Source organism: Litchfieldella qijiaojingensis (genome assembly GCF_014651875.1).
GTDB classification, from domain to species: domain Bacteria; phylum Pseudomonadota; class Gammaproteobacteria; order Pseudomonadales; family Halomonadaceae; genus Litchfieldella; species Litchfieldella qijiaojingensis.
The window spans coordinates 110,203-128,201 of the sequence record NZ_BMXS01000012.1; the positions used below are offsets into that span (position 1 = coordinate 110,203).

Annotated in this window: 23 protein-coding genes; 17 read left to right on the plus strand and 6 right to left on the minus strand. The window is 59.3% G+C overall.

Annotated features, from left to right (window positions below; all coding sequences use genetic code 11):
- Nucleotides 1–7 precede the first annotated feature (7 nt).
- Genes IE093_RS12675 through IE093_RS12685 form a run of 3 tightly spaced genes read left to right on the plus strand, consistent with a single transcriptional unit; the run spans nt 8 to nt 2,869 of the window.
- Nucleotides 8–1,060: an ABC transporter ATP-binding protein gene (locus IE093_RS12675; protein ID WP_189469738.1), complete on the plus strand. Its 1,053-nt coding sequence runs from the start codon at nt 8–10 to the stop codon at nt 1,058–1,060.
- Complete coding sequence (locus tag IE093_RS12680) at nt 1,057–2,019, plus strand: carbohydrate ABC transporter permease (RefSeq protein ID WP_229803539.1); 963 nt, start codon at nt 1,057–1,059, stop codon at nt 2,017–2,019. The genes IE093_RS12675 and IE093_RS12680 overlap by 4 nt, the downstream gene beginning before the upstream one ends.
- A gap of 10 nt (nt 2,020–2,029) precedes the next feature.
- Nucleotides 2,030–2,869, plus strand: coding sequence for a carbohydrate ABC transporter permease (locus tag IE093_RS12685; protein WP_189469740.1), 840 nt, complete (start codon nt 2,030–2,032; stop codon nt 2,867–2,869).
- An 81-nt stretch (nt 2,870–2,950) separates the two neighbouring features.
- Here the strand turns inward: IE093_RS12685 and IE093_RS12690 are convergent, their stop codons facing one another.
- From IE093_RS12690 to IE093_RS12700, 3 genes are all read right to left on the minus strand, one after another.
- The gene (locus IE093_RS12690) at nt 2,951–3,523 is read right to left on the minus strand and encodes an Hsp20/alpha crystallin family protein (RefSeq protein ID WP_189469742.1); all 573 of its coding nucleotides are present in this window, start codon (nt 3,521–3,523) and stop codon (nt 2,951–2,953) included.
- A 328-nt stretch (nt 3,524–3,851) separates the two neighbouring features.
- Nucleotides 3,852–4,304, minus strand: a complete 453-nt coding sequence (locus tag IE093_RS12695; RefSeq protein WP_189469744.1) for a hypothetical protein — start codon at nt 4,302–4,304, stop codon at nt 3,852–3,854.
- Nucleotides 4,301–5,017, minus strand: coding sequence for a helix-turn-helix domain-containing protein (locus tag IE093_RS12700; protein WP_189469746.1), 717 nt, complete (start codon nt 5,015–5,017; stop codon nt 4,301–4,303). Before IE093_RS12700 ends, IE093_RS12695 begins: the two co-directional genes overlap by 4 nt.
- 71 nt (nt 5,018–5,088) lie before the next feature.
- Between IE093_RS12700 and IE093_RS12705 the strand changes: the two genes are divergently transcribed.
- The 14 genes from IE093_RS12705 to IE093_RS12770 all read left to right on the plus strand — a co-directional run bounded on the left by IE093_RS12705 (nt 5,089) and on the right by IE093_RS12770 (nt 15,604).
- A complete protein-coding gene (locus IE093_RS12705; RefSeq protein WP_189469748.1) occupies nt 5,089–5,322 on the plus strand; it encodes a helix-turn-helix domain-containing protein in 234 nt (77 codons plus the stop codon).
- Between the two features lie 133 nt (nt 5,323–5,455).
- Nucleotides 5,456–5,896, plus strand: a complete 441-nt coding sequence (locus IE093_RS12710) for a hypothetical protein (protein WP_229803541.1) — start codon at nt 5,456–5,458, stop codon at nt 5,894–5,896.
- Nucleotides 5,896–6,264 (plus strand): hypothetical protein, encoded by a 369-nt coding sequence (locus IE093_RS12715; protein WP_189469752.1) that lies wholly within the window; start codon nt 5,896–5,898, stop codon nt 6,262–6,264. The genes IE093_RS12710 and IE093_RS12715 overlap by 1 nt, the downstream gene beginning before the upstream one ends.
- Entirely contained in the window at nt 6,261–6,584 is a 324-nt protein-coding gene (locus IE093_RS12720) for a helix-turn-helix domain-containing protein (protein WP_189469754.1), read from the plus strand. Before IE093_RS12715 ends, IE093_RS12720 begins: the two co-directional genes overlap by 4 nt.
- The gene (locus IE093_RS12725; protein ID WP_189469756.1) at nt 6,577–7,530 is read left to right on the plus strand and encodes a coiled-coil domain-containing protein; all 954 of its coding nucleotides are present in this window, start codon (nt 6,577–6,579) and stop codon (nt 7,528–7,530) included. The genes IE093_RS12720 and IE093_RS12725 overlap by 8 nt, the downstream gene beginning before the upstream one ends.
- Nucleotides 7,527–9,275 (plus strand): DDE-type integrase/transposase/recombinase, encoded by a 1,749-nt coding sequence (locus IE093_RS12730; protein WP_189469758.1) that lies wholly within the window; start codon nt 7,527–7,529, stop codon nt 9,273–9,275. Before IE093_RS12725 ends, IE093_RS12730 begins: the two co-directional genes overlap by 4 nt.
- A gap of 406 nt (nt 9,276–9,681) precedes the next feature.
- Nucleotides 9,682–10,536: an ExeA family protein gene (locus tag IE093_RS12735; RefSeq protein ID WP_189469760.1), complete on the plus strand. Its 855-nt coding sequence runs from the start codon at nt 9,682–9,684 to the stop codon at nt 10,534–10,536.
- 3 nt (nt 10,537–10,539) lie between these two features.
- On the plus strand, nt 10,540–10,812 hold the full coding sequence (locus IE093_RS12740) for a hypothetical protein (protein WP_189469762.1): 273 nt from the start codon (nt 10,540–10,542) through the stop codon (nt 10,810–10,812).
- A gap of 106 nt (nt 10,813–10,918) precedes the next feature.
- A complete protein-coding gene (locus IE093_RS12745) occupies nt 10,919–11,326 on the plus strand; it encodes a regulatory protein GemA (RefSeq protein WP_189469764.1) in 408 nt (135 codons plus the stop codon).
- Between the two features lie 241 nt (nt 11,327–11,567).
- Nucleotides 11,568–12,005, plus strand: a complete 438-nt coding sequence (locus IE093_RS12750; RefSeq protein ID WP_189469766.1) for a Mor transcription activator family protein — start codon at nt 11,568–11,570, stop codon at nt 12,003–12,005.
- A 64-nt stretch (nt 12,006–12,069) separates the two neighbouring features.
- Nucleotides 12,070–13,008, plus strand: a complete 939-nt coding sequence (locus tag IE093_RS12755) for a major capsid protein (protein WP_189469768.1) — start codon at nt 12,070–12,072, stop codon at nt 13,006–13,008.
- 20 nt (nt 13,009–13,028) lie between these two features.
- A complete protein-coding gene (locus IE093_RS12760) occupies nt 13,029–13,259 on the plus strand; it encodes a hypothetical protein (RefSeq protein WP_189469770.1) in 231 nt (76 codons plus the stop codon).
- Nucleotides 13,260–13,356: 97 nt separating this feature from the next.
- Nucleotides 13,357–13,713 carry a phage tail assembly protein gene (locus IE093_RS12765; protein WP_189469772.1) on the plus strand — a complete coding sequence of 119 codons (357 nt, stop codon included), beginning with the start codon at nt 13,357–13,359 and terminating at the stop codon, nt 13,711–13,713.
- A gap of 58 nt (nt 13,714–13,771) precedes the next feature.
- A complete protein-coding gene (locus IE093_RS12770; protein ID WP_189469774.1) occupies nt 13,772–15,604 on the plus strand; it encodes a phage tail tape measure protein in 1,833 nt (610 codons plus the stop codon).
- Here IE093_RS12770 and IE093_RS12775 read toward each other — a convergent pair.
- The 3 genes from IE093_RS12775 to IE093_RS12785 all read right to left on the minus strand — a co-directional run bounded on the left by IE093_RS12775 (nt 15,601) and on the right by IE093_RS12785 (nt 17,850).
- Nucleotides 15,601–16,356, minus strand: coding sequence for a hypothetical protein (locus tag IE093_RS12775; protein ID WP_189469775.1), 756 nt, complete (start codon nt 16,354–16,356; stop codon nt 15,601–15,603). The two genes, IE093_RS12770 and IE093_RS12775, sit on opposite strands and share 4 nt — an antisense overlap.
- Before the next feature lie 452 nt (nt 16,357–16,808).
- A complete protein-coding gene (locus tag IE093_RS12780; protein WP_189469777.1) occupies nt 16,809–17,294 on the minus strand; it encodes a YajQ family cyclic di-GMP-binding protein in 486 nt (161 codons plus the stop codon).
- A gap of 73 nt (nt 17,295–17,367) precedes the next feature.
- Nucleotides 17,368–17,850: a GNAT family N-acetyltransferase gene (locus IE093_RS12785; protein WP_189469780.1), complete on the minus strand. Its 483-nt coding sequence runs from the start codon at nt 17,848–17,850 to the stop codon at nt 17,368–17,370.
- Nucleotides 17,851–17,999 lie beyond the last annotated feature (149 nt).

The window sequence follows — 17,999 nt, forward strand, 5'->3', positions numbered from 1 at the left end:
AACGCTTATGGCGATTCTGACGACACATGCCCTGAAGAAACATTACGGCCGAATCATCGCCGTGGACGGCGTGGACATGGAGACCGTGGATGGCGAACTGCTCGCTGTGCTCGGTCCCTCCGGTTCAGGAAAAACCACCTTGATGCGCCTGGTTGCCGGACTCGAGGAGCCGAGTTCGGGAAAGTTGTATATCGATGGACACCCGATCATGGGGGTACCACCGCGCAAGCGTAATATCGCCATGGTGTTCCAGAGCTATGCGCTCTACCCGAACATGACGGTGCGGGACAACATCCTGTTTCCGCTACGCGCCCGCAAGATTGCTTCCGATGAGCAAAAGCGCCAATTGGAATGGGTAACTGAAATTCTGGAAATCGCGGATCTGCTCGACCGCCGACCCACCCGGCTGTCGGGTGGGCAAAGCCAGCGAGTGGCCCTGGCCCGCGCCATGGTGCGCACCCCCGACCTTTTCCTGTTCGATGAGCCATTGAGTTCCCTGGACGCACAGATTCGCAGTCAGGCACGCGGAGAGCTGCGGGAGCTGCATGACCGTACGCGTATCACCACCCTCTATGTGACCCACGATCAAACCGAGGCACTGGGGCTGGCCGATCGGATCATGGTCATGGAAAAAGGCATCGTTCACCAGATCGGTACACCGCAGCAACTCTATTACGATCCTGCGGATACGTTCGTTGCTGGTTTCATTGGCGACCCACCCATGAACCTGCTGCAACTCGAGAACGCCATCATCGGCGTGCGGCCAGAGCATTTCCACCTGGCCTCGGAAGCGCCAGGCAAGGAGATAGCCCTGGAACTGGAGATCGAGGTCGAGCACTTGGAATTTCTCGGAGCAGAGTGGCTGATCTACGGTGTGGTTCGCCGTGGGCTTCCGCAACAACACCAGCAACCACGGGTCATCGGCCGCCTACGCCAGGCCGCCATGCCCACCATCGGTACCAGGGAGACTCACCATTTCGTGGTGACCAAGGAAGATGCCTGTTTCTTCGACTCCAACACCGGCTCGCGACTCTCGGAAGCCAAGGTGGCTATCGCATGAAGGAAGGGACTGTAGCCCATGACCGGCCCACGGGCCTGATGGCACGCATGGCATTGGCGCTCGAACGCCCCCGCGTCCTGGGTACGCTCATGCTCGCTCCGGCCGTTCTCTATGTGGTGGCATTCGTGGCCGTCCCCTTCTTCATCGCCATTGCCCTGAGTGTCAGTGACGCCACCGTAGGCAACCCCCAGATAGATACTTTCGTTGGTCTGGACAACTTCATCAGCGTTATCAGTCAGGATGCCTTTGGCATCGCATTGCGCAACAGCCTGCTCATCACCACCCTGACGGTACTGATCCTGCTGGTACTGGCGACCACGGCCGTGGAACTGCTGGCCAGGGAGTTCCGTGGCAAGAGGCTGGTGCAAGTGCTGTTCATGATTCCCTGGGCCATGCCGGTGGCGCTTTCGGCGATAACCTGGCTGTGGTTGCTGGACTCGCAATACAGTCCCATCGACTGGGTACTCGTCCAACTCGGACTTCTGGGACCGGACGGTCCTTTCGGCCCTTCGAGGAACATGTTCTACCTAGGCCGGGAGTGGCTGGCGATCGGCTCGGTGGTCTTCGTGGACGTGTGGCGCACGCTGCCGTTGGCAACGATCATCGTCCTGGCGGGGCGTCTCTCGATTCCGCGTGAACGCATCGAACAGGCCCAGCTCGACGGCGCGGGCTTTTTCCGGGTGCTGTTCCGCATCATCATTCCGGCGTTGGCTCCCGTGCTCACTGTGGCGATTCTGTTCACGGCCCTGTTGGTGATAGGGGAAATGTCCACGATTGCGTTGCTGACCCGGGGAGGACCGGGACACGCTACGCAGATCCTGCCCTACTGGGCCTACCTCAAGGGCATCAACAGTGGTGACCTGGCGCAAGGGGCAGCCATCGCACTCTTCCTGTTCCCGGTACTTCTGGCGGCGGCCATCGTGGCATTGCGCTTTGCCTACCGAGCGGGCAGGGATTGAGGGGGCAACGATGAGAGGCTACCCGCGCAAACTCATCTTCTATGCCGCTATCGTGCTGCTGGTTCTCTTCACCACGCTGCCAGTGCTCTACGCGGTCATCACCATCTTCAAACAAGAGAGCGAACTCTATCGGTTCGGGGCCAATCCCTTTATTTATGAAACCGCCCCTACCCTCGATCACCTGGTCTACTTGTTCACCAGCACGCCCTTTCCCACCTTCGCGATGAATTCCCTGGTGATCGGGCTGTGCGTGGTCGCCATCACCGTGATACTTGCCGTTCCGGCCGCCTATTCCCTGGCACGCCTGACCGGTCATTGGGGCGAGCACTCCGGGATGGCGATCTTCCTGGTCTACCTGATTCCGCCAACCCTATTGTTCATTCCCTTGTTCCGGATCGTGGTGACCCTGGGGCTGGCCAACAGCATCTGGTCGCTGGTACTGGTGCTGCCGACCATCACCATTCCGTTCTGTACCTGGCTGCTGCTGGGCTTCTTCCGATCGATTCCTCGCCAACTGGATGAAGCCGCATTGCTGGACGGCTGCACCCGCTTCCAAGCCTTCTGGAAAGTGGTGCTACCACAAGCATTGCCCGGTATCGGGGCATGCATCGTCTTCGCCTTTTCGCTGTCACTGTCCAACTATATCTATGCGGTGACATTTATCAGCGAGTCGGCATCGCGAAACATCAGCGCCGGCGTGCCCACCGAGCTGATTCGTGGCGATGTCTACTTCTGGCCGTCGCTGATGGCTGCGACGACTGCCGTCGCCATTCCACTGGGCATTGCCTACGGGCTGCTCTTCGACTATCTGGTGCGTGGCTTCCAGAGTGCTGGTGCCAAGGAAGGCTGACGTGCATCACCCGGGTTCGCCCGAGCGATACCTGCCAATAACAAGGCCCACCGTGAGGTGGGCCTGGCCAACGCTATCGACTTATTGCGGTTGGATGGGGATCTCGCGCCGGCGGGGCTGGATCGTGGTGTCACGCGGCAACGTAACGGTCAGCACGCCGTTGCCGAAGGTCGCCTTGATATCCTCGACCTTGGCATCCTCAGGAAGATCCAGCACCCGGCGGAAGCTGCCATAGACGCGCTCGATACGCTGATAACGATCTTCCTTGGTATCGCTTTCCTGGCGCTTCTCGCCTTCGATCATCAGGCGATGATCATCCAGGGACAGCTTGATATCCTTCTCCTCGACACCGGGTACTTCGACACTGATGCGATACTCGTTGTCGCGCTCGGCGATATCCACGCTCGGCCGCAAGAAGCTGCTCATGGTACCGAAGCGGTCGTCAAGACTCGGGAAGCGATCGCCGAAAGTCGGCATACCGAACTGGCGCAGGGTATCGTCCATCCAGCGATCCAGTTCGCGATGCATCTGCCACAACGGTGAAACCGCCGTCCGGCTCGGTTCGACCGCGTGCGTGACCGGCACCGGAGAGCCGGTGTTCTCGCGAGCCTCGCTCTTGAACCAGTTCCACGGAGAAAGTTTCTGCAGGTTCATACGCCACACCTCCTGACGCATCACACAGCGATGAAGTCACTTTTCTTGCAATGCAATATTGGTGGCGCCCGGCCGGTTTTCAAGCCCCAAACTCACAGATCATGACCCAAGTCAAGCCTTGGGCGCTTGCTTCCCATAATTCGGTTTCGTCCGAAAAGTTGCCGAGCGATTGTCCCTTCCCAAGATAATCCCATAGGTAAGCGTAAGATAATTGCGGGTTGATGCGGGCTGAGGAAAGTTGTTGCGGGCTGGGAAATGAAAAGGTGATTTCAGTTGTGCGTGGCGGTGGGGAGCACTTCGGCCACCACTGATCGGCGGAAGATTCCGTTCAGTCCTTCCGGCGCCGCTTGAGAGCCTTCCACTTCACGGCGCTCCAGGCGCGAAGCCAGCACCATGCTCCGTATGAAATGAGCGCCGAGAATCCGCTGGCGACCAGTGCATCCAGGAAGCTGAGTGAGGTGCGCCCGCTAAGCCAGGCGGAGAAGCCTACCAGTGCGGCGACGGCAAACATCAGCCCATAAACCAAAGTCTCTCGCCTTTCCCGCTCCCTCATGGCGGCGATGATCCGCTCCTGGGCGTAGTTATACCCGCACTTCCCACACACATTGGCATTCACCGCGACACCATGCCAGCCGCAGGCCTTGCAGGGCCGCAGATAGGGACTGTCGTTAGGCGGCGAGTACTCCTCGACTCGTGTGTGGTTATGGATGTCGTTGCCGGCGATCTGATGCCCTTCCCCTTGGACAACCTGGTGAACCTGCCGGCACTCAGTCTTTTTCAATCCTTGAATCTCCTGCCAATGCTTACGCCTCCACTGTTTTCTATATTACCTCCGGCGATCTGATGCCCCTCTCCGCTTATATTCTGGCGAACCTCCTCCTTGCCGGAGCCGTCCTTGGTAGGCTGGTTGCGGGGTTCCATACCCCTGGCAACACTCCATTTAGATAGATCCTCACGCTTTGTAGACACTGGGACCACTGGGGTTAACTTCACACCATGCACGGCGATGGGCACATCGGCCACGATATCTATCTCGTCGTAATGCTCGTAGAAGTGCTCAATAACCGTGTCAATGCTTTCTAGGACGGCTGTGCTGGGCTTGGGTTGGCCCTGTTCGAGCTCGCGACAGACTTGCAAGAAACGGCGCACTTCCGGGAGTCCCATCGATACCTCGCCAACGCCGCCGGAGGTGAAGCGCAGAGCCACCAGCGAACCAAAGCTGCGAAGTCTGGCAGTAGGTTGCGCTTCGACTTCCGCCTCCTCCTCGCCATACAGAAGCCATTCGAGAGATACCCCGTAGGGCTGAAGGAAGGCTGCAATCGATGCCAAGACATCGGTCGGTGGAGTTAGGTCTCCACGCTCATATCGGCTGAGGGTGGCCCGTCCTATATCGACGGAATCAGATAGTTGCGCTTGGTTCATGCCCGCAAGCTTTCTTGCGGCGGCCAACCGCTCGCCAAAATGTTTCCGATATGACTCATCGGTGCTTGACATATGTTCCGATCCTACTCATTATGAATATGCATTGATCGTATCTGATTCAACTAAGTGTGAGGGATTCTCCGATGAACAGCAACGACGTTATGCCTGGCCCGGAGCTGTACCAGAAGGTGCGCGGCGGATTCATAGCCCGCGGCACCTCCCTGGCTGCCTGGTGCCGCGAACACGGCCATAACCCTACCAATGCCCGGTCCGCCCTGGTGGGCGCCTGGAACGGTCCCAAAGGCCGTGAGTTACGGCAGCGGCTGGCTGTGGACTCCGGTGTCATTCGTCTCTCCCGATCAGTCGTGTCGGCTTAACGAAACATTAGGCGGCCGTTCTGCGAGGCGACAGTAGCAGCGGCAAGCTTTGTTTGGATGGCAGAACTGAGAGGGGTAGGCAATGACGGGGCGTAATTGGAAGAGTCGACAACCAGGGTCATTGAGGCAGGCAATGGAGTGGTGCCTGGAGCATGCGCGAGTTCGCCATAACCGTTCGGTCGATAACATCGCCGACCTGATGGGGATGGCCAGCAAGTGGGTCATTTATAAATGGCTGGAGAATGGGCGGCTGCCGGCAATCTTGATTCGTCCTTTTGAACAGGCCTGCGGAATCGACTACGTGACCCGCTTCATTGGCCATTCGGGACAGAAATTGCTGATAGACATCCCAACGGGACATCGTGCAAGCAGCTCCGATATCAACGCGCTACAGGCGTCTTTTACAGACGCGGTGGGGCTACTGCTGCGGTACTACGACGGACAGATCGAAGCCGAGGACACCCTAGGTGCGCTCTTCACCGCCATGGAGCAGCTGGCCTGGCATCAAGGCACGGTGCAGAGACGACAGCAGCCGGAGTTCGATTTTGGGGCCGGGGTTGGAGGAGAGATGTGATGCTGGATGTAGCTGAGCTTATCAGGCGGCGCAATCACGTGCTGGGTGGGATCGACCAGTTATCGACCGAGGATGCATTGGCCGTCATGACTGCGGCTATGTGCGAGCTGACAGAGCGAGGCTTGAAGGCTGATAAGAAGGCCTCTTCCAGTGTAGCGCTCGCTTTGGAAAGCGACCCGCGCTCGAAAATCGAGCGAGACCCAGAAATTAGAGATTTCATTCACAGCTTAAAAGGCCGTCGGTCGATCGAGCAGATTGCCGAGGCTTGCCATGGCCGGTTCGGAGATCGGGCGCCTGGAAGGAGTTCTATCCAGCGCTATCTCAAGCGGCTGAAGTATCGCCAAGGTACCGGGGAGGCGCGGGTATGAGCGAGTTGAATCAATCCGTTGGTAAGGCGCTCACGCTGTTCGAGGCACTTGTGGCAAATGGCTTCCAGGGCAAGCCGCTCCTGGATGTTGCAGAGGCAGCTGGAGTCAACCCGACCACAGCTTGGCGCCTTCTAAAAACGCTGGAGGCTCACGGCTGGGTGGTCGAGGTACCTGTTGCCGGCAGCAAGCAGTCACGGTGGCGTGTAGCGACTCGACTGGCCAGCATCGCGCATGCCTACCAGCGTGACGCCCTCGGTCGAGTGCAGGCGGTCCGCCAGGAATATCGCGACGTAACAGGAGAGGAGTTGTTGCATGGCTAAGCAGCCACAAAAGCACGCAGAGCTTCAGGACCAGCTGGAGCATGCTGACCTGGCCGAACGGCAGCTGGATGAGCGCGCCTTGATCGAAGGTGCCGAGCAGGCCGAGCTGGCGCGGTATAGCGAAGCCCGTGACCAGGCCAACCAGCTGTTGGGCCAAGCACGGACGGCGCAGTCATTTGCAAAACTGGCGACCGTCGTCACTTTGCGCACCCTGGCGGAAGTGAAGCAAACCAAGGCATATCGGGCACTTAGAGGCGTGTCTGGCGTGGACTCCCAAGGCAACAAAATCGACGACGTCGGCACTTGGGAGGGTTACTGCCAGGCCATTGGGCGCTCCAAGACTTCCGTGGATGAGGATCTTCGCAATCTGGCCGCCTTCGGGGAAGAAGCCCTGGAAAGCCTCCGGACGATCGGCGCCGGCTACCGAGAGCTTCGCAAGCTTCGCCAACTCCCTGACGAAGAGCGCGAGCTGATCATCCAGGGCGAGGCGGTGAAGATAGAGGACAAGGATGCCCTGGTCGAGTTGATCGAAGACATGGCAGCCCGGCATGCCAAGGAAAAGGACGCACTCAAGAGCCAGGCCGAAGAGAGTCGACAGGAGCTGGAGGCCTCGCGGCGGGTCACCCAGGACAAGTCCAACAAGATCGCCGAGCTTGAGGAACAACTGCATCGCCGCCAGCACCTGACGCCCGACCAGCGGGTGCAGGAGCTATCCGATCGCCTCGAGGCTGAAGGGTTCAAGGCCCGGAGTCTGCTGCTGCCGCTACGCGCGGTAATGGTTGAAATCCTTGACTGGGAAGAAGCCCCTCGTGAGCTGAGGCATGCCTGCGCTCAGCAGGTGGCTCGGTTGCGCATCGAGCTTGATCAGTTGGAGCGCGAGCTGGACCTGGAGCCGGTCGATCTGGATATCGATGACAGCTGGATGCAAGGGGGTGAAACGTCATGACCTCCTTCAGCGCCGATGAACTCCGCCATTTCGATCGCGTCGCCGAGCAGCTTCGCGAGGCACCGCGTGGCCAAAAAGGCCAGATCGTGGCGCGGGCAGCTCAGTTCCTCAGCTGCTCCAAGGATCGGGTCTATCGTGGCCTCAAGGCGACAGGCTGGGACGCGCAGCGGCAGCGGCGGCGCGACCGCGGCGAAAGCCAAGTCAGCCGGGAAGAAGCAGCCACGGTGGCCAGCATCATGCGCCAGAGCACCCGCGACAGCGGCAAGCGACTGCTGTCGATCGAAGACGCCCTGGAGATTGCTCTAGCGAATCCCGCTAGCGGTGTCACCACGCGGGCCTCGGCGGATACCTATGCTCGGGTGATGCGTGAGCATGGCCTGCATCCGGACCAGGTGAGCCGGGCCACCCCGTACACTCAGATGCGCAGCCAGTACCCCAACCACGTGCATCAGTTCGACGTCTCGGTCTGTGTGCTCTATTACCTGGACAAGGGCGGTCTGGCAGTGATGGATGCCAAGCGCTTCTACAAGAACAAGCCAGAGAACGCCGCCAAGGTGGTCAACCAACGTGTGCTGCGCTATCTGATCACCGATCACTACAGCGGGGCATTTTACGTCGAGTACTTCCTGGCCGCCGGCGAAGATCAGGAGACGCTGTTCGAGTTCCTGATGCACGCCTGGCCGGAGCGCGACCATCCGCATGACCCCTTCCACGGGGTGCCGCAGATGATGGTGTGGGATGCTGGCAGCGCCAACCAGTCGCACCTGATCCGCAATCTGCTGGATCAGCTGCAGGTGACGCACTGGGCCCATACCCCAGGACAGCCCCGCAGCAAGGGTCAGGTGGAGCGCACCCATGACCTGGTCGAGCGCGGTTTCGAAGGCCGTCTGTCACTGATGAAGGTGGAAAGCCTGGAGGCTCTGAATGCGGCGGCCCATACCTGGATGCGCCATTTCAGCGCCACCAAGATCCACTCCCGCACCCGCAGCACCCGCTATGGCCTATGGCAGACCATCAGGCCCGAGCAGCTGCGACTGTGCCCGCCTCGGGAGTTGTGCGAGCAGCTACTGCGCACCAAGCCCGAGCCGCGCAAAGTGCGGGGTGACCTGACGATCTCTTACGCCATCAAGGGTTTCGACTCGGCGACTTACTCTGTGGCCGATCTGCCCGGGGTGCGCGTCGGCGAGACAGTGACCGTCACGGTGAATCCCTATCGGGCACCCAATGTGTTCGTGGCCCTGGAGGAGGATGGCGAGCAGATCGAGTGCCTCCCCATGGAGCGCGATGCTGCCGGCTTCTACATGGATAGCCCAGTGTTCGGCGCGAGCTACGCCGCTAAGCCGGATACTGACGTGGACACCAACCGCAAGGCCATGGACAAGGCAGCCTACGGTGCCGAGACCCAGCAGGAGGTCGACAAGGCACGGAGTAAGCGGCAAACGCCCTTCAATGGCGAGATAGACCCGATCGGATACCTGGCAGCCGAAACCCTACCGGCCTTCATGGCGCGCCGTGGAACGCCGCTGGACGTGGCCAAGGCCGCCTCTGTCTCCCTGGCTCCGCTACCGATGATCGAGGCGCTGAAGCGGCTACGTGCGCAACTTGGCCGAGGCTTGACTCCAGAGGAGAGCGACTTGGTGAAACAGCGGCATCCGGAAGGGGTGCCGGAAGACGAACTCGACGACCTGGTGGCCTGGCTGGTTGAACAGCCCAGAGCGCCCAAGGCCGTCGCCCTGGCCCGCTAAGCATGGAGGAATTGGAATGCTTGCAACCCAGACTCAACCAGTAACTGAAGGGCAGTCGAACAGCCAGCCGATCAAGGCGAGAAGGCTCCTAATGGCGCTCGGCGTGCGGCAAGCCGATCTATCGAAGCACGTCGTGCTATCGAGTGGCCGGCACCCTTCCAAGCCCATCATTACCGGCATCCTTGCACGCAATACCTGGCCGGGAAGAACACCGCGGGGATTTCTGCAGCAGCAGATAGCCGATTACCTGCGCCAGGCGGGTGCCAGTGAAAAGGAGATAGCTGTGGCATTTGAGATTGACGACGAGAGCTCCGACCAGGTGCGCCCGATCCGCCAAGATAACGCGCACTCTGGCCGAAGCCCCGCTCCGATCGCCATAGAAGAGAATCAACTACCGGAGAAAGTTATGCTAACACAGACCGCGCGCCGCCATTTCGGCCTGTTCCGCGACCCCTTCATGGACGATGTCCAGGGGGCTGAAGACGTGTTCCTAGCGCCTGATCAGCGCTACATCCGTGAGCACATGTTCAGCACTGCCAAGCATGGCGGCTTCCTGGCGGTAATCGGCGAGTCCGGTGCCGGCAAGAGCGTGTTGCGTCGCGACCTGATCGACCGCATCCAGCGCGAGGAGCACGCCATCACGCCGATTTTCCCTCGCACCATCGACAAGGAGCGCCTGACGGCCAGCGCCGTCTGCGACGCCATCATCGAGGATATCTCCCAGGAGCGGCCCAAGCGCTCGCTGGAAGCCAAGGCGCGCCAGATCGAGCGGTTGCTGACCGGCTCCAGCCGTGGCGGCAACAGCCACGTGCTGATCATCGAAGAGGCTCATGACTTGACCGTCGCGACGCTGAAGTACCTCAAGCGCTTCTGGGAGCTGGAGGACGGTTTCCGGCGTCTGATTGCGATCATCCTGATTGGCCAGCCCGAGCTGAAAGGCACCCTGGACGAGCGCCGCAACTGGCAGGCACGCGAGGTGATACGCCGTATTGAGGTTGCCGAACTCGCACCACTCGACAGCCATCTGGAAGCGTATCTGGCGATGAAGCTCAAGCGGCTGGGCAAAGAAGCCGGGGAAGTTCTCGAAGCTGATGCATACGACGCCATGCGTGAGCGTCTCACGCTTCAGAGCCGCAGCAGCCGGGTCCCGATCTCCATGCTGTATCCGCTCGTAGTAAACAACTTCACAGTGAAATGTATGAACCTGGCTGCCGAGCTCGGACAGCGCAGGGTTAACGCCGATGTGGTCAAGGGAGCCTAATGAATGAATGATACTGCTGTAGCTGCTGCTCAGGTGAGCCGGGCGAAGTTTGATAACGATCTGAAGCAGATGGAGCTGACGCAGAGTGTGGAGGCGCTGGAGGCGCTGATCGATACCGTCTTACGTGCGGGTTACCTGGATGACCTTGTAGGGGCGCACCCTCAGGTCGAGCGGGTTCTATCGATACTCAATGTCTGCCAGGAGAAGGCGGTGCAGGCATCAGAATTAAGCCGGCGGTGCGAGGAGATTTGGGCCGGCTCGGCTAACGGCCCCTAGGAGCCTCTCTAAGGCCCTCAGGGATTCGAGGGCCTAACGGTTCGGCTGAAAATAGTTAAACAGTTCTGAGCGATTTTAAACGGGTTTTAATCGAGGGGCTGCGGCCATGCTCTACCCAACTAAGCTGAAACTGCTGCACGTAGCCAAGAAACAGCTTGGCTTCGATGATGGCGACTGGCGAGACCTGCTCGAAGAAGTGGCAGGTTGCCGTAGCTCACGTGAGTTGGATCTTGCGGGCTTCGAGTCAGTGATGCGCTGCTTGAACCAGCTGGGCTTCAAGTCCACCTGTGCGGCTGGTCCTTACGGTCGCCGCGAGGGGATGGCAACGCCGGAGCAGATCCGGCTGATTCAGCGGCTGTGGAGTGACTATAGCCTAACCGATGAGCCCAGGGCGCTAGATCATTGGCTGGAGCACAGCTTCGGAATCTCCAGTTTGCGTTTCGCCAACGCTGGTACCGCCGGAAAGGCCATCACTGCTCTGAAAAGGATGGTAGCGCGTCGCCAGCAGGCGTAGCGATGCATCCAACCGGGTGCGCCCTGCAAGCCGCTATCGCCCCCCCTCTTGCTCCAGGACGATAGTATCTCGCCAAACCAAGTCCAACCTTCGCTTCTCCCTGGCGCCGACATGAGTCAACTTCCTTCCTCATGCGGGCTCCAATCCTCTCTCCCAGCAGCTCCTCTCAGCTGAAGTCCTTCTTGTTACCCGTGCAGCGCTTCTGCGGTCTTCTATGCGAAGGCCTTCAGCGGAGAGCGCAATGGAACAGAGTTTGGATGAGATCAGTATCGCCGACGCCTGTCGGGATGGGGTAATCACCAGCGAGGAACTGCTAGCGGAGTCTGGCGAGAGCTTCGGAGACCTGGTGCAGGCGTGCGGAGAGATGGCTGCTCGACTGGTCGATGCTTATGGCGGTACTCGCCTCTATGTTCCTTGTCAGCTAGATCCCGGTGGCCGACTGGCACAGGAACTCGGTGAGCAGTCCGCACGGACCCTTATCAGCCTATGTGAGGGGGAAGATGTTGTTGTCCCGCGACTGATGTCGCTGCGTCGAATGATCCGCAACAAGAAAATCGTAGCGCTCCATGCGAATGGTGCCAGCCCCCCCAAGCTCGCCCTGCATTTCAATCTAACGGAGCGGCAGATTCAAAGCATTCTTCGCCGGCATAGAGCCGGGGCAGAGAGAAACACTGTTTAGGCGGTCATTCGACCTTGCCTGATCGAAACGAGTCATTAAATCCAAGTTACGAGGTGTTTAAACGATGGGTATGAATACCAGTCAAGCGCGCGTCATCGATCCTGTACTTAGTGATGTGGCGCAGGGCTACCGTCACCCGGAGCATGTGGGGAGCGTTCTGTTCCCTCGGGTATCGGTGCTGGCGCATGGCGGCAAGATCATCGAGTTCGGCCGAGAGTCGTTCAAGCGTCATAAAACACGGCGAGCCCCCGGCTCCAATACCCGGCGCATCCAGTTTGGTTATGAAGGCAAGTCCTTCGTTCTCGTTCAGGATGCTCTAGAAGGCATGGTGACACTGGAGCACCTACAAGATGCTAGTGAAGTGCCCGGTATTGATATGGGCACGGTCGCGGTCAACGAGGTGATGGACATTCTCTCGCTGGCCCTGGAGATCGAGCAGGCCAATCTCGCCACCAATCCAGCCAACTATGGCATCAACAACAAGATTACCCTGTCTGGTACCGATCGGTGGTCGGACCCCAACTCCGATCCGGCGAAACAGGTCCGAGAGTATCGTGAGGCCATCCGCACCAAGGTTGGGATGCGGCCCAATGTTATGGAGGTTTCGGCTTCTGGCTTCAATGCTCTATGCGAGCATCCCAAGATCCTGGAGCGGTTCAAGTACACCTCTAATAACTCGGTCACGGCTGACATGCTGGCTAAATTGTTCAATCTGCGTCAGCTGGTGGTCGGCGAAGCGGTCTACATGGACGAGGGCAGCGAGGAAATGCACGACGTGTGGGGGAACGCGGCGGTGCTGGCCTATGTGCCCGAGCGAATCGGCTCCCACCGTACGCCTTCATTTGGTTACACCTACGCCTATGAGGGCCACCCCCTAGTTGAAGAGCCCTATGTCGATCGCAACGCCAAGAGCTGGATCTACCCAGTGACTTATGATCGGGCACCGGTTTTGTCTGGCATCGAATCTGGCTTCCTTGTTCAGGACTTGGTTGTTGAAGGTTAATTTACCACGGAGTAATAGCCATGGGTGATTCACGACAATTACTGGGAATGCTCGAAGATTTGAACTCGGCAAGACTTAATAGATGGACAAGCAGTGAACTCGAAAGGTTTTCTCTGCTTTGTCGCCGATGGGCGGCCAGGGCAGAGCAGGAAGTGATGCATCGGAAAATCGCCCAGAGCGGCAAGCCAGCCAACTACTCCGAGCGGCACCGGCTGCGCGAAATTGGTGTCGTCAGCTTCGAGCTTGAATAAGGGGCGTCTTACAACTGAGCCAGGCTGTGAAACCGAGCCTGAGCCTGGATGTAGGATCGCTTAGTAAAAAATGCTATTGAGCTTTTAGAAGGCCCCCATGGAATATCCAAGCGAAAACATCATGCAAGAGAATGCAATGGCAGAGCGTATCGAGCATACCGGCGACAGTGTCATTGTGACGCTTCACGAACCGCTCATCTTTACGGCCAGCAAGCTCGATGGCGAGCGCACCCTGGAACGGCTCACCATGCCCAAAAAGATCAAAGGCAAGCACCTGATAGCCACCGATCAAGCGCAAGGCGAAATGGGGAAGGCCCTCGCCTTGCTCGCAAAACTGGCAGGTATCCCGCGCCATGCCGCACATGAGTTGTCAGGACGAGACATTGATTTGTGCATGGAGGCGCTCGAACCCTACCTGCCCGGTCGCAAAACTAGCGGCAGTGCTGACGAGTGAGCTGCATTGACCACCGGCGCGGTCCAAGCGGGCCGCGTAATCGGGGAGGAACGTACCGATGAGCAGCATGGTAACCAGTATCGTCATGGAGCTGGTGGACCGCGTCACGAGACCGGCGCGGCGAATTCAGCAGACCCTTTCGGGCCTCGGTCGTAAAGCCGGCCTAGACCGCCTGGCGAACTCTGCGCGACGGGTAGGCGCGACGGTCGGCACTTCTATTGAACGCCTTCGCAGCCTGACCCAGGGACTTGCGGTCATGAGCGGCGCGGTCGCGGGGGCGGTATGGGGCACTGAACGGTTGGTGTCCGGGGTCACCGACGTCGGCACTGCCGTGCAGGAGAGTGCCGAGCGGCTGGGCGTGGGCACTACCTGGCTGCAGGAATGGCAAAGTGTCGGTAGGCGATTCGGCGTACAGAACGATGCCTTGGCCGATGGCTTAAAAGAGTTGGGCCTGCGCGCCGATGAATTCGTAATGACGGCCGGGGGCCCAGCTGCCGAGGCGTTCGGGCGGCTTGGCATCGGCATCGAGGAGCTTCGCAAAACTGGAGGACGTACCGAGGCGCTGTTCGACCTGGTGCGCGGTCGTCTGGGTGAGGTGCAGAACATGGCGGCCCGCCAGAGAATCTTTGATGAGATCTTCGGTGGCCAGGGCGGCGAGCAGATGGTAGCCATGCTGGGCGCTACGCGGGAGGAGGTAGAAGCCATAATGCGCTCTGCCCAGCAGCGCGGTGAGATCCTTAGTCCTGAGGAGATCGAGAACTCCCGCAAGTACACCAACCAGATGGGCGACCTGCGAAAGGTTCTGTTTGGCATACAGACCGCCGTGGTGGGCGAGCTGCTGCCGGCAATCAATGGCTGGATCGAGCGCATGGGCTTGCTGGGTCAGGTTAACCGCAAGGCGGTGGCAAGTGACATTGTGGACGGTATCCGCAATATATGGCGCCGCATAGAAATGGTTGGCTCTGCTGTTTCTTGGGCAGCCGAGCGAGTAGGAGGGTTCGGGAATCTGCTGACGATGCTCGCGGGCCTATTGGCCGGCCGGTTCTTGCTCTCCATCGTACGCTCGGTTGGTGCGGTGCTGAGCTTTGGCAAAGAGTTGGCGTTGATGGCTGCTAGGGCTATACCTGCAGCTATTGCTGGCATACGGGCGCTGTCGTTGGCACTCTTGACTACCCCCGTGGGCTGGATCATCACCGCCATAACCGCTGTGGCGGGTGCGGTCTACCTCATCTATCGTCACTGGGATTCGATCGGCCCTTGGTTCCAAGAATTATGGGAAGGCATCACGGCATGGTTCACCCAGGGCATCGGCGGCATCATGCGCGACCTGGCGTCATGGAGCCCTGCGGGGCTGCTGCTGCGAGCGATAGATGAGATATTCAATCTGTTCGGCGCTCGTCCACTGACGGAGGTCGCCAGCGAGTGGATCGATACCCTGCTGGATGGCGTGGCCAACGCTTGGGAGGCGTTGCCCACCTGGGTGGAAGGTCGCTTCGAGGCATTGCGTGAGATATTCGCCAGTTTCTCGCTGGGCGAAATCGGCGGCGCTTGGATCGATAGCCTGCGCACCGGCATCGCCGAGGAGTGGGAGGGCCTGACCAACTGGCTTTCCAGCAAGATCGACGGCCTGACCGCCTGGCTGCCAGATTGGGTCAAGGATGGCCTGGGCATTGAGGGAGCGCCCCAGGCGTCAGGTTCGCCGGAGGCGGCGCTAGGTGCGCCGGTGGGTGGCGATCGTCAGGCAGCACTGCCCGCCCAGGCTCGTGCCGACGTCGGTGGCGAGCTGCGCATCGTGGTGGATTCGGAGGGGCGCCCCCGTGTGGCCGAGGCGCGGCGCAACGGAGGCATGGACTTCAATGTGGAGTCGGGAATGCTAGGGGTGATGCCTTAGTCCAGCGGTGCGATGCTACTAAAGCGAACGATGAACTCGGGCTCCATGACGGAGCCCCTTTCCGTCATGCTGCCTTCATCCCTAAGGCGGCCTGAAAAAGTGACCGCTGTTCCCTCGGATAGCTCGGCCAAGGCCACGTAGAGGTCTGAATCATGCGGAATAAGGGTCTTGGCCTCCATATCTGAAAGGGCGTTGTTCCATGTTTTGAAAACCACCTGGTCATTGCCTCGTATGGTGACGATAGCGTTGCCATCCCCGTTGGTCCCCAGGGTTTCCAAGATGCCCACCCAGTTCGTGACCAAGCCGCCTTCGCCTACAAATTCGCGTGATGCCACCTTTCGCTCCCTGTCAATGCGAGACTGGACAAGTTCATTGGGGGCCTCGTCGTACTGGGCGGCAGCGTCAGCCATGACAGCAAGAAAGTTTCTCTGGTTAGCCGGCATCTCAGCCGCTACCCGCTCGAAAGATGAGAGTGGCTCAGGTTCAGCCTCCGGCTCCGGCTCGGTAGCTGCGACCGCAGCACCGCTATCGCTTTGCTGGGTAGTTGCACCCTCCGTAACCTGCTCTTGATCCTCGCTATCCACAGAGAGCCCAAAGCCTATGAAAGAGACCACGACGATAGCTGAGTAGATGCCGATCGCACTCAGGCGCTTGGGCGAGGGGGACCACGGCAGGGCCCAGCGGGGGTTGATAACGCCAACAATCAGTGCCAGAACGGCAATCAACAGGACGGCAATAAAAAGATCCGACATCAGTTCCCTCTCCATTAAGTTTTGCTTGACGATACCATTGGCCACACCGGCATGCGATTGCAGTGGCAGAAGGCCTCAATAACGCTATCGGCAGAAGCGAGTCGATCCTTACCCTTGGAGCCGAAATGGCACAGCCAGCAGCCTGGGGACGATGTGATCAGGGCGCGGTCGACGGCTGAGGTCAAAGTCAAGCAGTTGGAGATGAGGTAGCTTGAGGTGGCTGGCAGCCCCTATGTCATTTCAATTCTTGGGTTCGCCAGCTCACAGAATGAAAAATACGAATATGGCATTATCGTGCGGCGAGGCGTCGAATTATCGTGCGGCGCTACAAGCGATGGCTAGACAAGGCAAAAATCAGCGAAAAGACGGAGTTTACGTGGTTGTAAATGAGTACTTTGAGCTGATTTTTAACGCCGTATGGGCGAGCGCAGGCAGTTTTCGGACAAACCGGCTCAATCGCGGAAGTTATTAAACTGCAAGGGAAGATCCGGCCCCTGCTCGCCCTTGAGCAGGGCAATCGCCTGCTGCAGGTCATCGCGCTTCTTGCCGGTAACGCGGACCTTGTCTCCCTGGATCTGCGCCTGGACCTTGAGCTTAGAATCCTTGAGCAACTTGACGATCGCCTTGCAGTCCGGTTGCTCCAGGCCCTGCTTGAGTTTGACTTCCTGACGCGCCTTCACGCCGCTGAGTACCGGGTCCTGCTCTTCCATGCAACGTGCATCGATACCACGAGCGATCAGCTTGTTGCGCAATACGTCCAACATCTGCTTGAGCTGGAAGTCAACTTCGGCTTCCAGGGAGACGCTCTCGCCATCGAGGCGATAGCTGGCATCGACACCCCGGAAATCGAAGCGCGTCTGGATTTCGCGGTTGGCTTGGTCCACCGCATTACTGGCTTCGTGCTTGTCGAATTCGGACACGATATCGAAAGAAGGCATGGCACAGAATCTCCTGACTACGAACAGGCGACGATTCTATGCTAGCCAGGCGGCCGTTGCACCCGGGGTCCGCCTAGCCCGCTGCGACCAGCGGCTGCGAGGCATTCTGAAGTGGCTTGGACATCTGCCAGGCGGCACAGCCATCGACATAGTAGTCATCCATCCAGCGCTGCAGGGTGAATCCCATGCGGCGATAGAGTCCTAAGGCCACCCGGTTATCGGCACGCACCTCCAACGTAATCTGGAGCATGTCGCGCCGACGCGCTTCGCGTTCCAGCACCTCGAGCAGGCGACGTCCCAGCCCTTCCCCCCGCGCCTCGGGGTGCACGCAAAAGGAATACAACCGCGCCGAGCGGCTATTGCGACGAAACAGCAACGTGCCATAGCCCAATGGCTGGTCCTCGGTATCCACCACCAACCAGGTCACGGCATTGGCACCGCGCAGCAGGTGAGCCAATTGACGCCGGCTGAAACGGTCACCGTCGAAACAAGTCATCTCCAAGTGACAGAGGGCATCCAGATCGGAAGGGTGCGCCAAGCGCAGTGAGGCAGTCATGTTGTGACCCCGAGGATTTGCGCGAATTGTCGTCGTCATGCCACTGATTGTCACCGCCCCTTTCCATGAAATTATTTCAATTGGCAAGCGTATTGTCGCGACTCCATTGCAAGCGCAATCTAGGCGTCATTATTTCGGCCAATTTGGCC

Excerpts from the sequence above, each read along its gene's own strand:
- IE093_RS12680 (WP_229803539.1), top strand. The coding sequence starts at position 1,057 with ATGAAGGAAGGGACTGTAGCCCATGACCGGCCCACGGGCCTGATGGCA.
- IE093_RS12760 (WP_189469770.1), top strand. The coding sequence starts at position 13,029 with ATGGGTGATTCACGACAATTACTGGGAATGCTCGAAGATTTGAACTCG.
- IE093_RS12755 (WP_189469768.1), top strand. The coding sequence starts at position 12,070 with ATGGGTATGAATACCAGTCAAGCGCGCGTCATCGATCCTGTACTTAGT.
- IE093_RS12705 (WP_189469748.1), top strand. The coding sequence starts at position 5,089 with ATGAACAGCAACGACGTTATGCCTGGCCCGGAGCTGTACCAGAAGGTG.
- IE093_RS12780 (WP_189469777.1), bottom strand. The coding sequence starts at position 17,294 with ATGCCTTCTTTCGATATCGTGTCCGAATTCGACAAGCACGAAGCCAGT.
- IE093_RS12730 (WP_189469758.1), top strand. The coding sequence starts at position 7,527 with ATGACCTCCTTCAGCGCCGATGAACTCCGCCATTTCGATCGCGTCGCC.
- IE093_RS12685 (WP_189469740.1), top strand. The coding sequence starts at position 2,030 with ATGAGAGGCTACCCGCGCAAACTCATCTTCTATGCCGCTATCGTGCTG.
- IE093_RS12735 (WP_189469760.1), top strand. The coding sequence starts at position 9,682 with ATGCTAACACAGACCGCGCGCCGCCATTTCGGCCTGTTCCGCGACCCC.
- IE093_RS12745 (WP_189469764.1), top strand. The coding sequence starts at position 10,919 with ATGCTCTACCCAACTAAGCTGAAACTGCTGCACGTAGCCAAGAAACAG.
- IE093_RS12690 (WP_189469742.1), bottom strand. The coding sequence starts at position 3,523 with ATGAACCTGCAGAAACTTTCTCCGTGGAACTGGTTCAAGAGCGAGGCT.
- IE093_RS12710 (WP_229803541.1), top strand. The coding sequence starts at position 5,456 with ATGGAGTGGTGCCTGGAGCATGCGCGAGTTCGCCATAACCGTTCGGTC.
- IE093_RS12675 (WP_189469738.1), top strand. The coding sequence starts at position 8 with ATGGCGATTCTGACGACACATGCCCTGAAGAAACATTACGGCCGAATC.
- IE093_RS12775 (WP_189469775.1), bottom strand. The coding sequence starts at position 16,356 with ATGTCGGATCTTTTTATTGCCGTCCTGTTGATTGCCGTTCTGGCACTG.
- IE093_RS12700 (WP_189469746.1), bottom strand. The coding sequence starts at position 5,017 with ATGTCAAGCACCGATGAGTCATATCGGAAACATTTTGGCGAGCGGTTG.
- IE093_RS12740 (WP_189469762.1), top strand. The coding sequence starts at position 10,540 with ATGAATGATACTGCTGTAGCTGCTGCTCAGGTGAGCCGGGCGAAGTTT.
- IE093_RS12770 (WP_189469774.1), top strand. The coding sequence starts at position 13,772 with ATGAGCAGCATGGTAACCAGTATCGTCATGGAGCTGGTGGACCGCGTC.
- IE093_RS12715 (WP_189469752.1), top strand. The coding sequence starts at position 5,896 with ATGCTGGATGTAGCTGAGCTTATCAGGCGGCGCAATCACGTGCTGGGT.
- IE093_RS12785 (WP_189469780.1), bottom strand. The coding sequence starts at position 17,850 with ATGACTGCCTCACTGCGCTTGGCGCACCCTTCCGATCTGGATGCCCTC.
- IE093_RS12750 (WP_189469766.1), top strand. The coding sequence starts at position 11,568 with ATGGAACAGAGTTTGGATGAGATCAGTATCGCCGACGCCTGTCGGGAT.
- IE093_RS12720 (WP_189469754.1), top strand. The coding sequence starts at position 6,261 with ATGAGCGAGTTGAATCAATCCGTTGGTAAGGCGCTCACGCTGTTCGAG.
- IE093_RS12765 (WP_189469772.1), top strand. The coding sequence starts at position 13,357 with ATGGAATATCCAAGCGAAAACATCATGCAAGAGAATGCAATGGCAGAG.
- IE093_RS12725 (WP_189469756.1), top strand. The coding sequence starts at position 6,577 with ATGGCTAAGCAGCCACAAAAGCACGCAGAGCTTCAGGACCAGCTGGAG.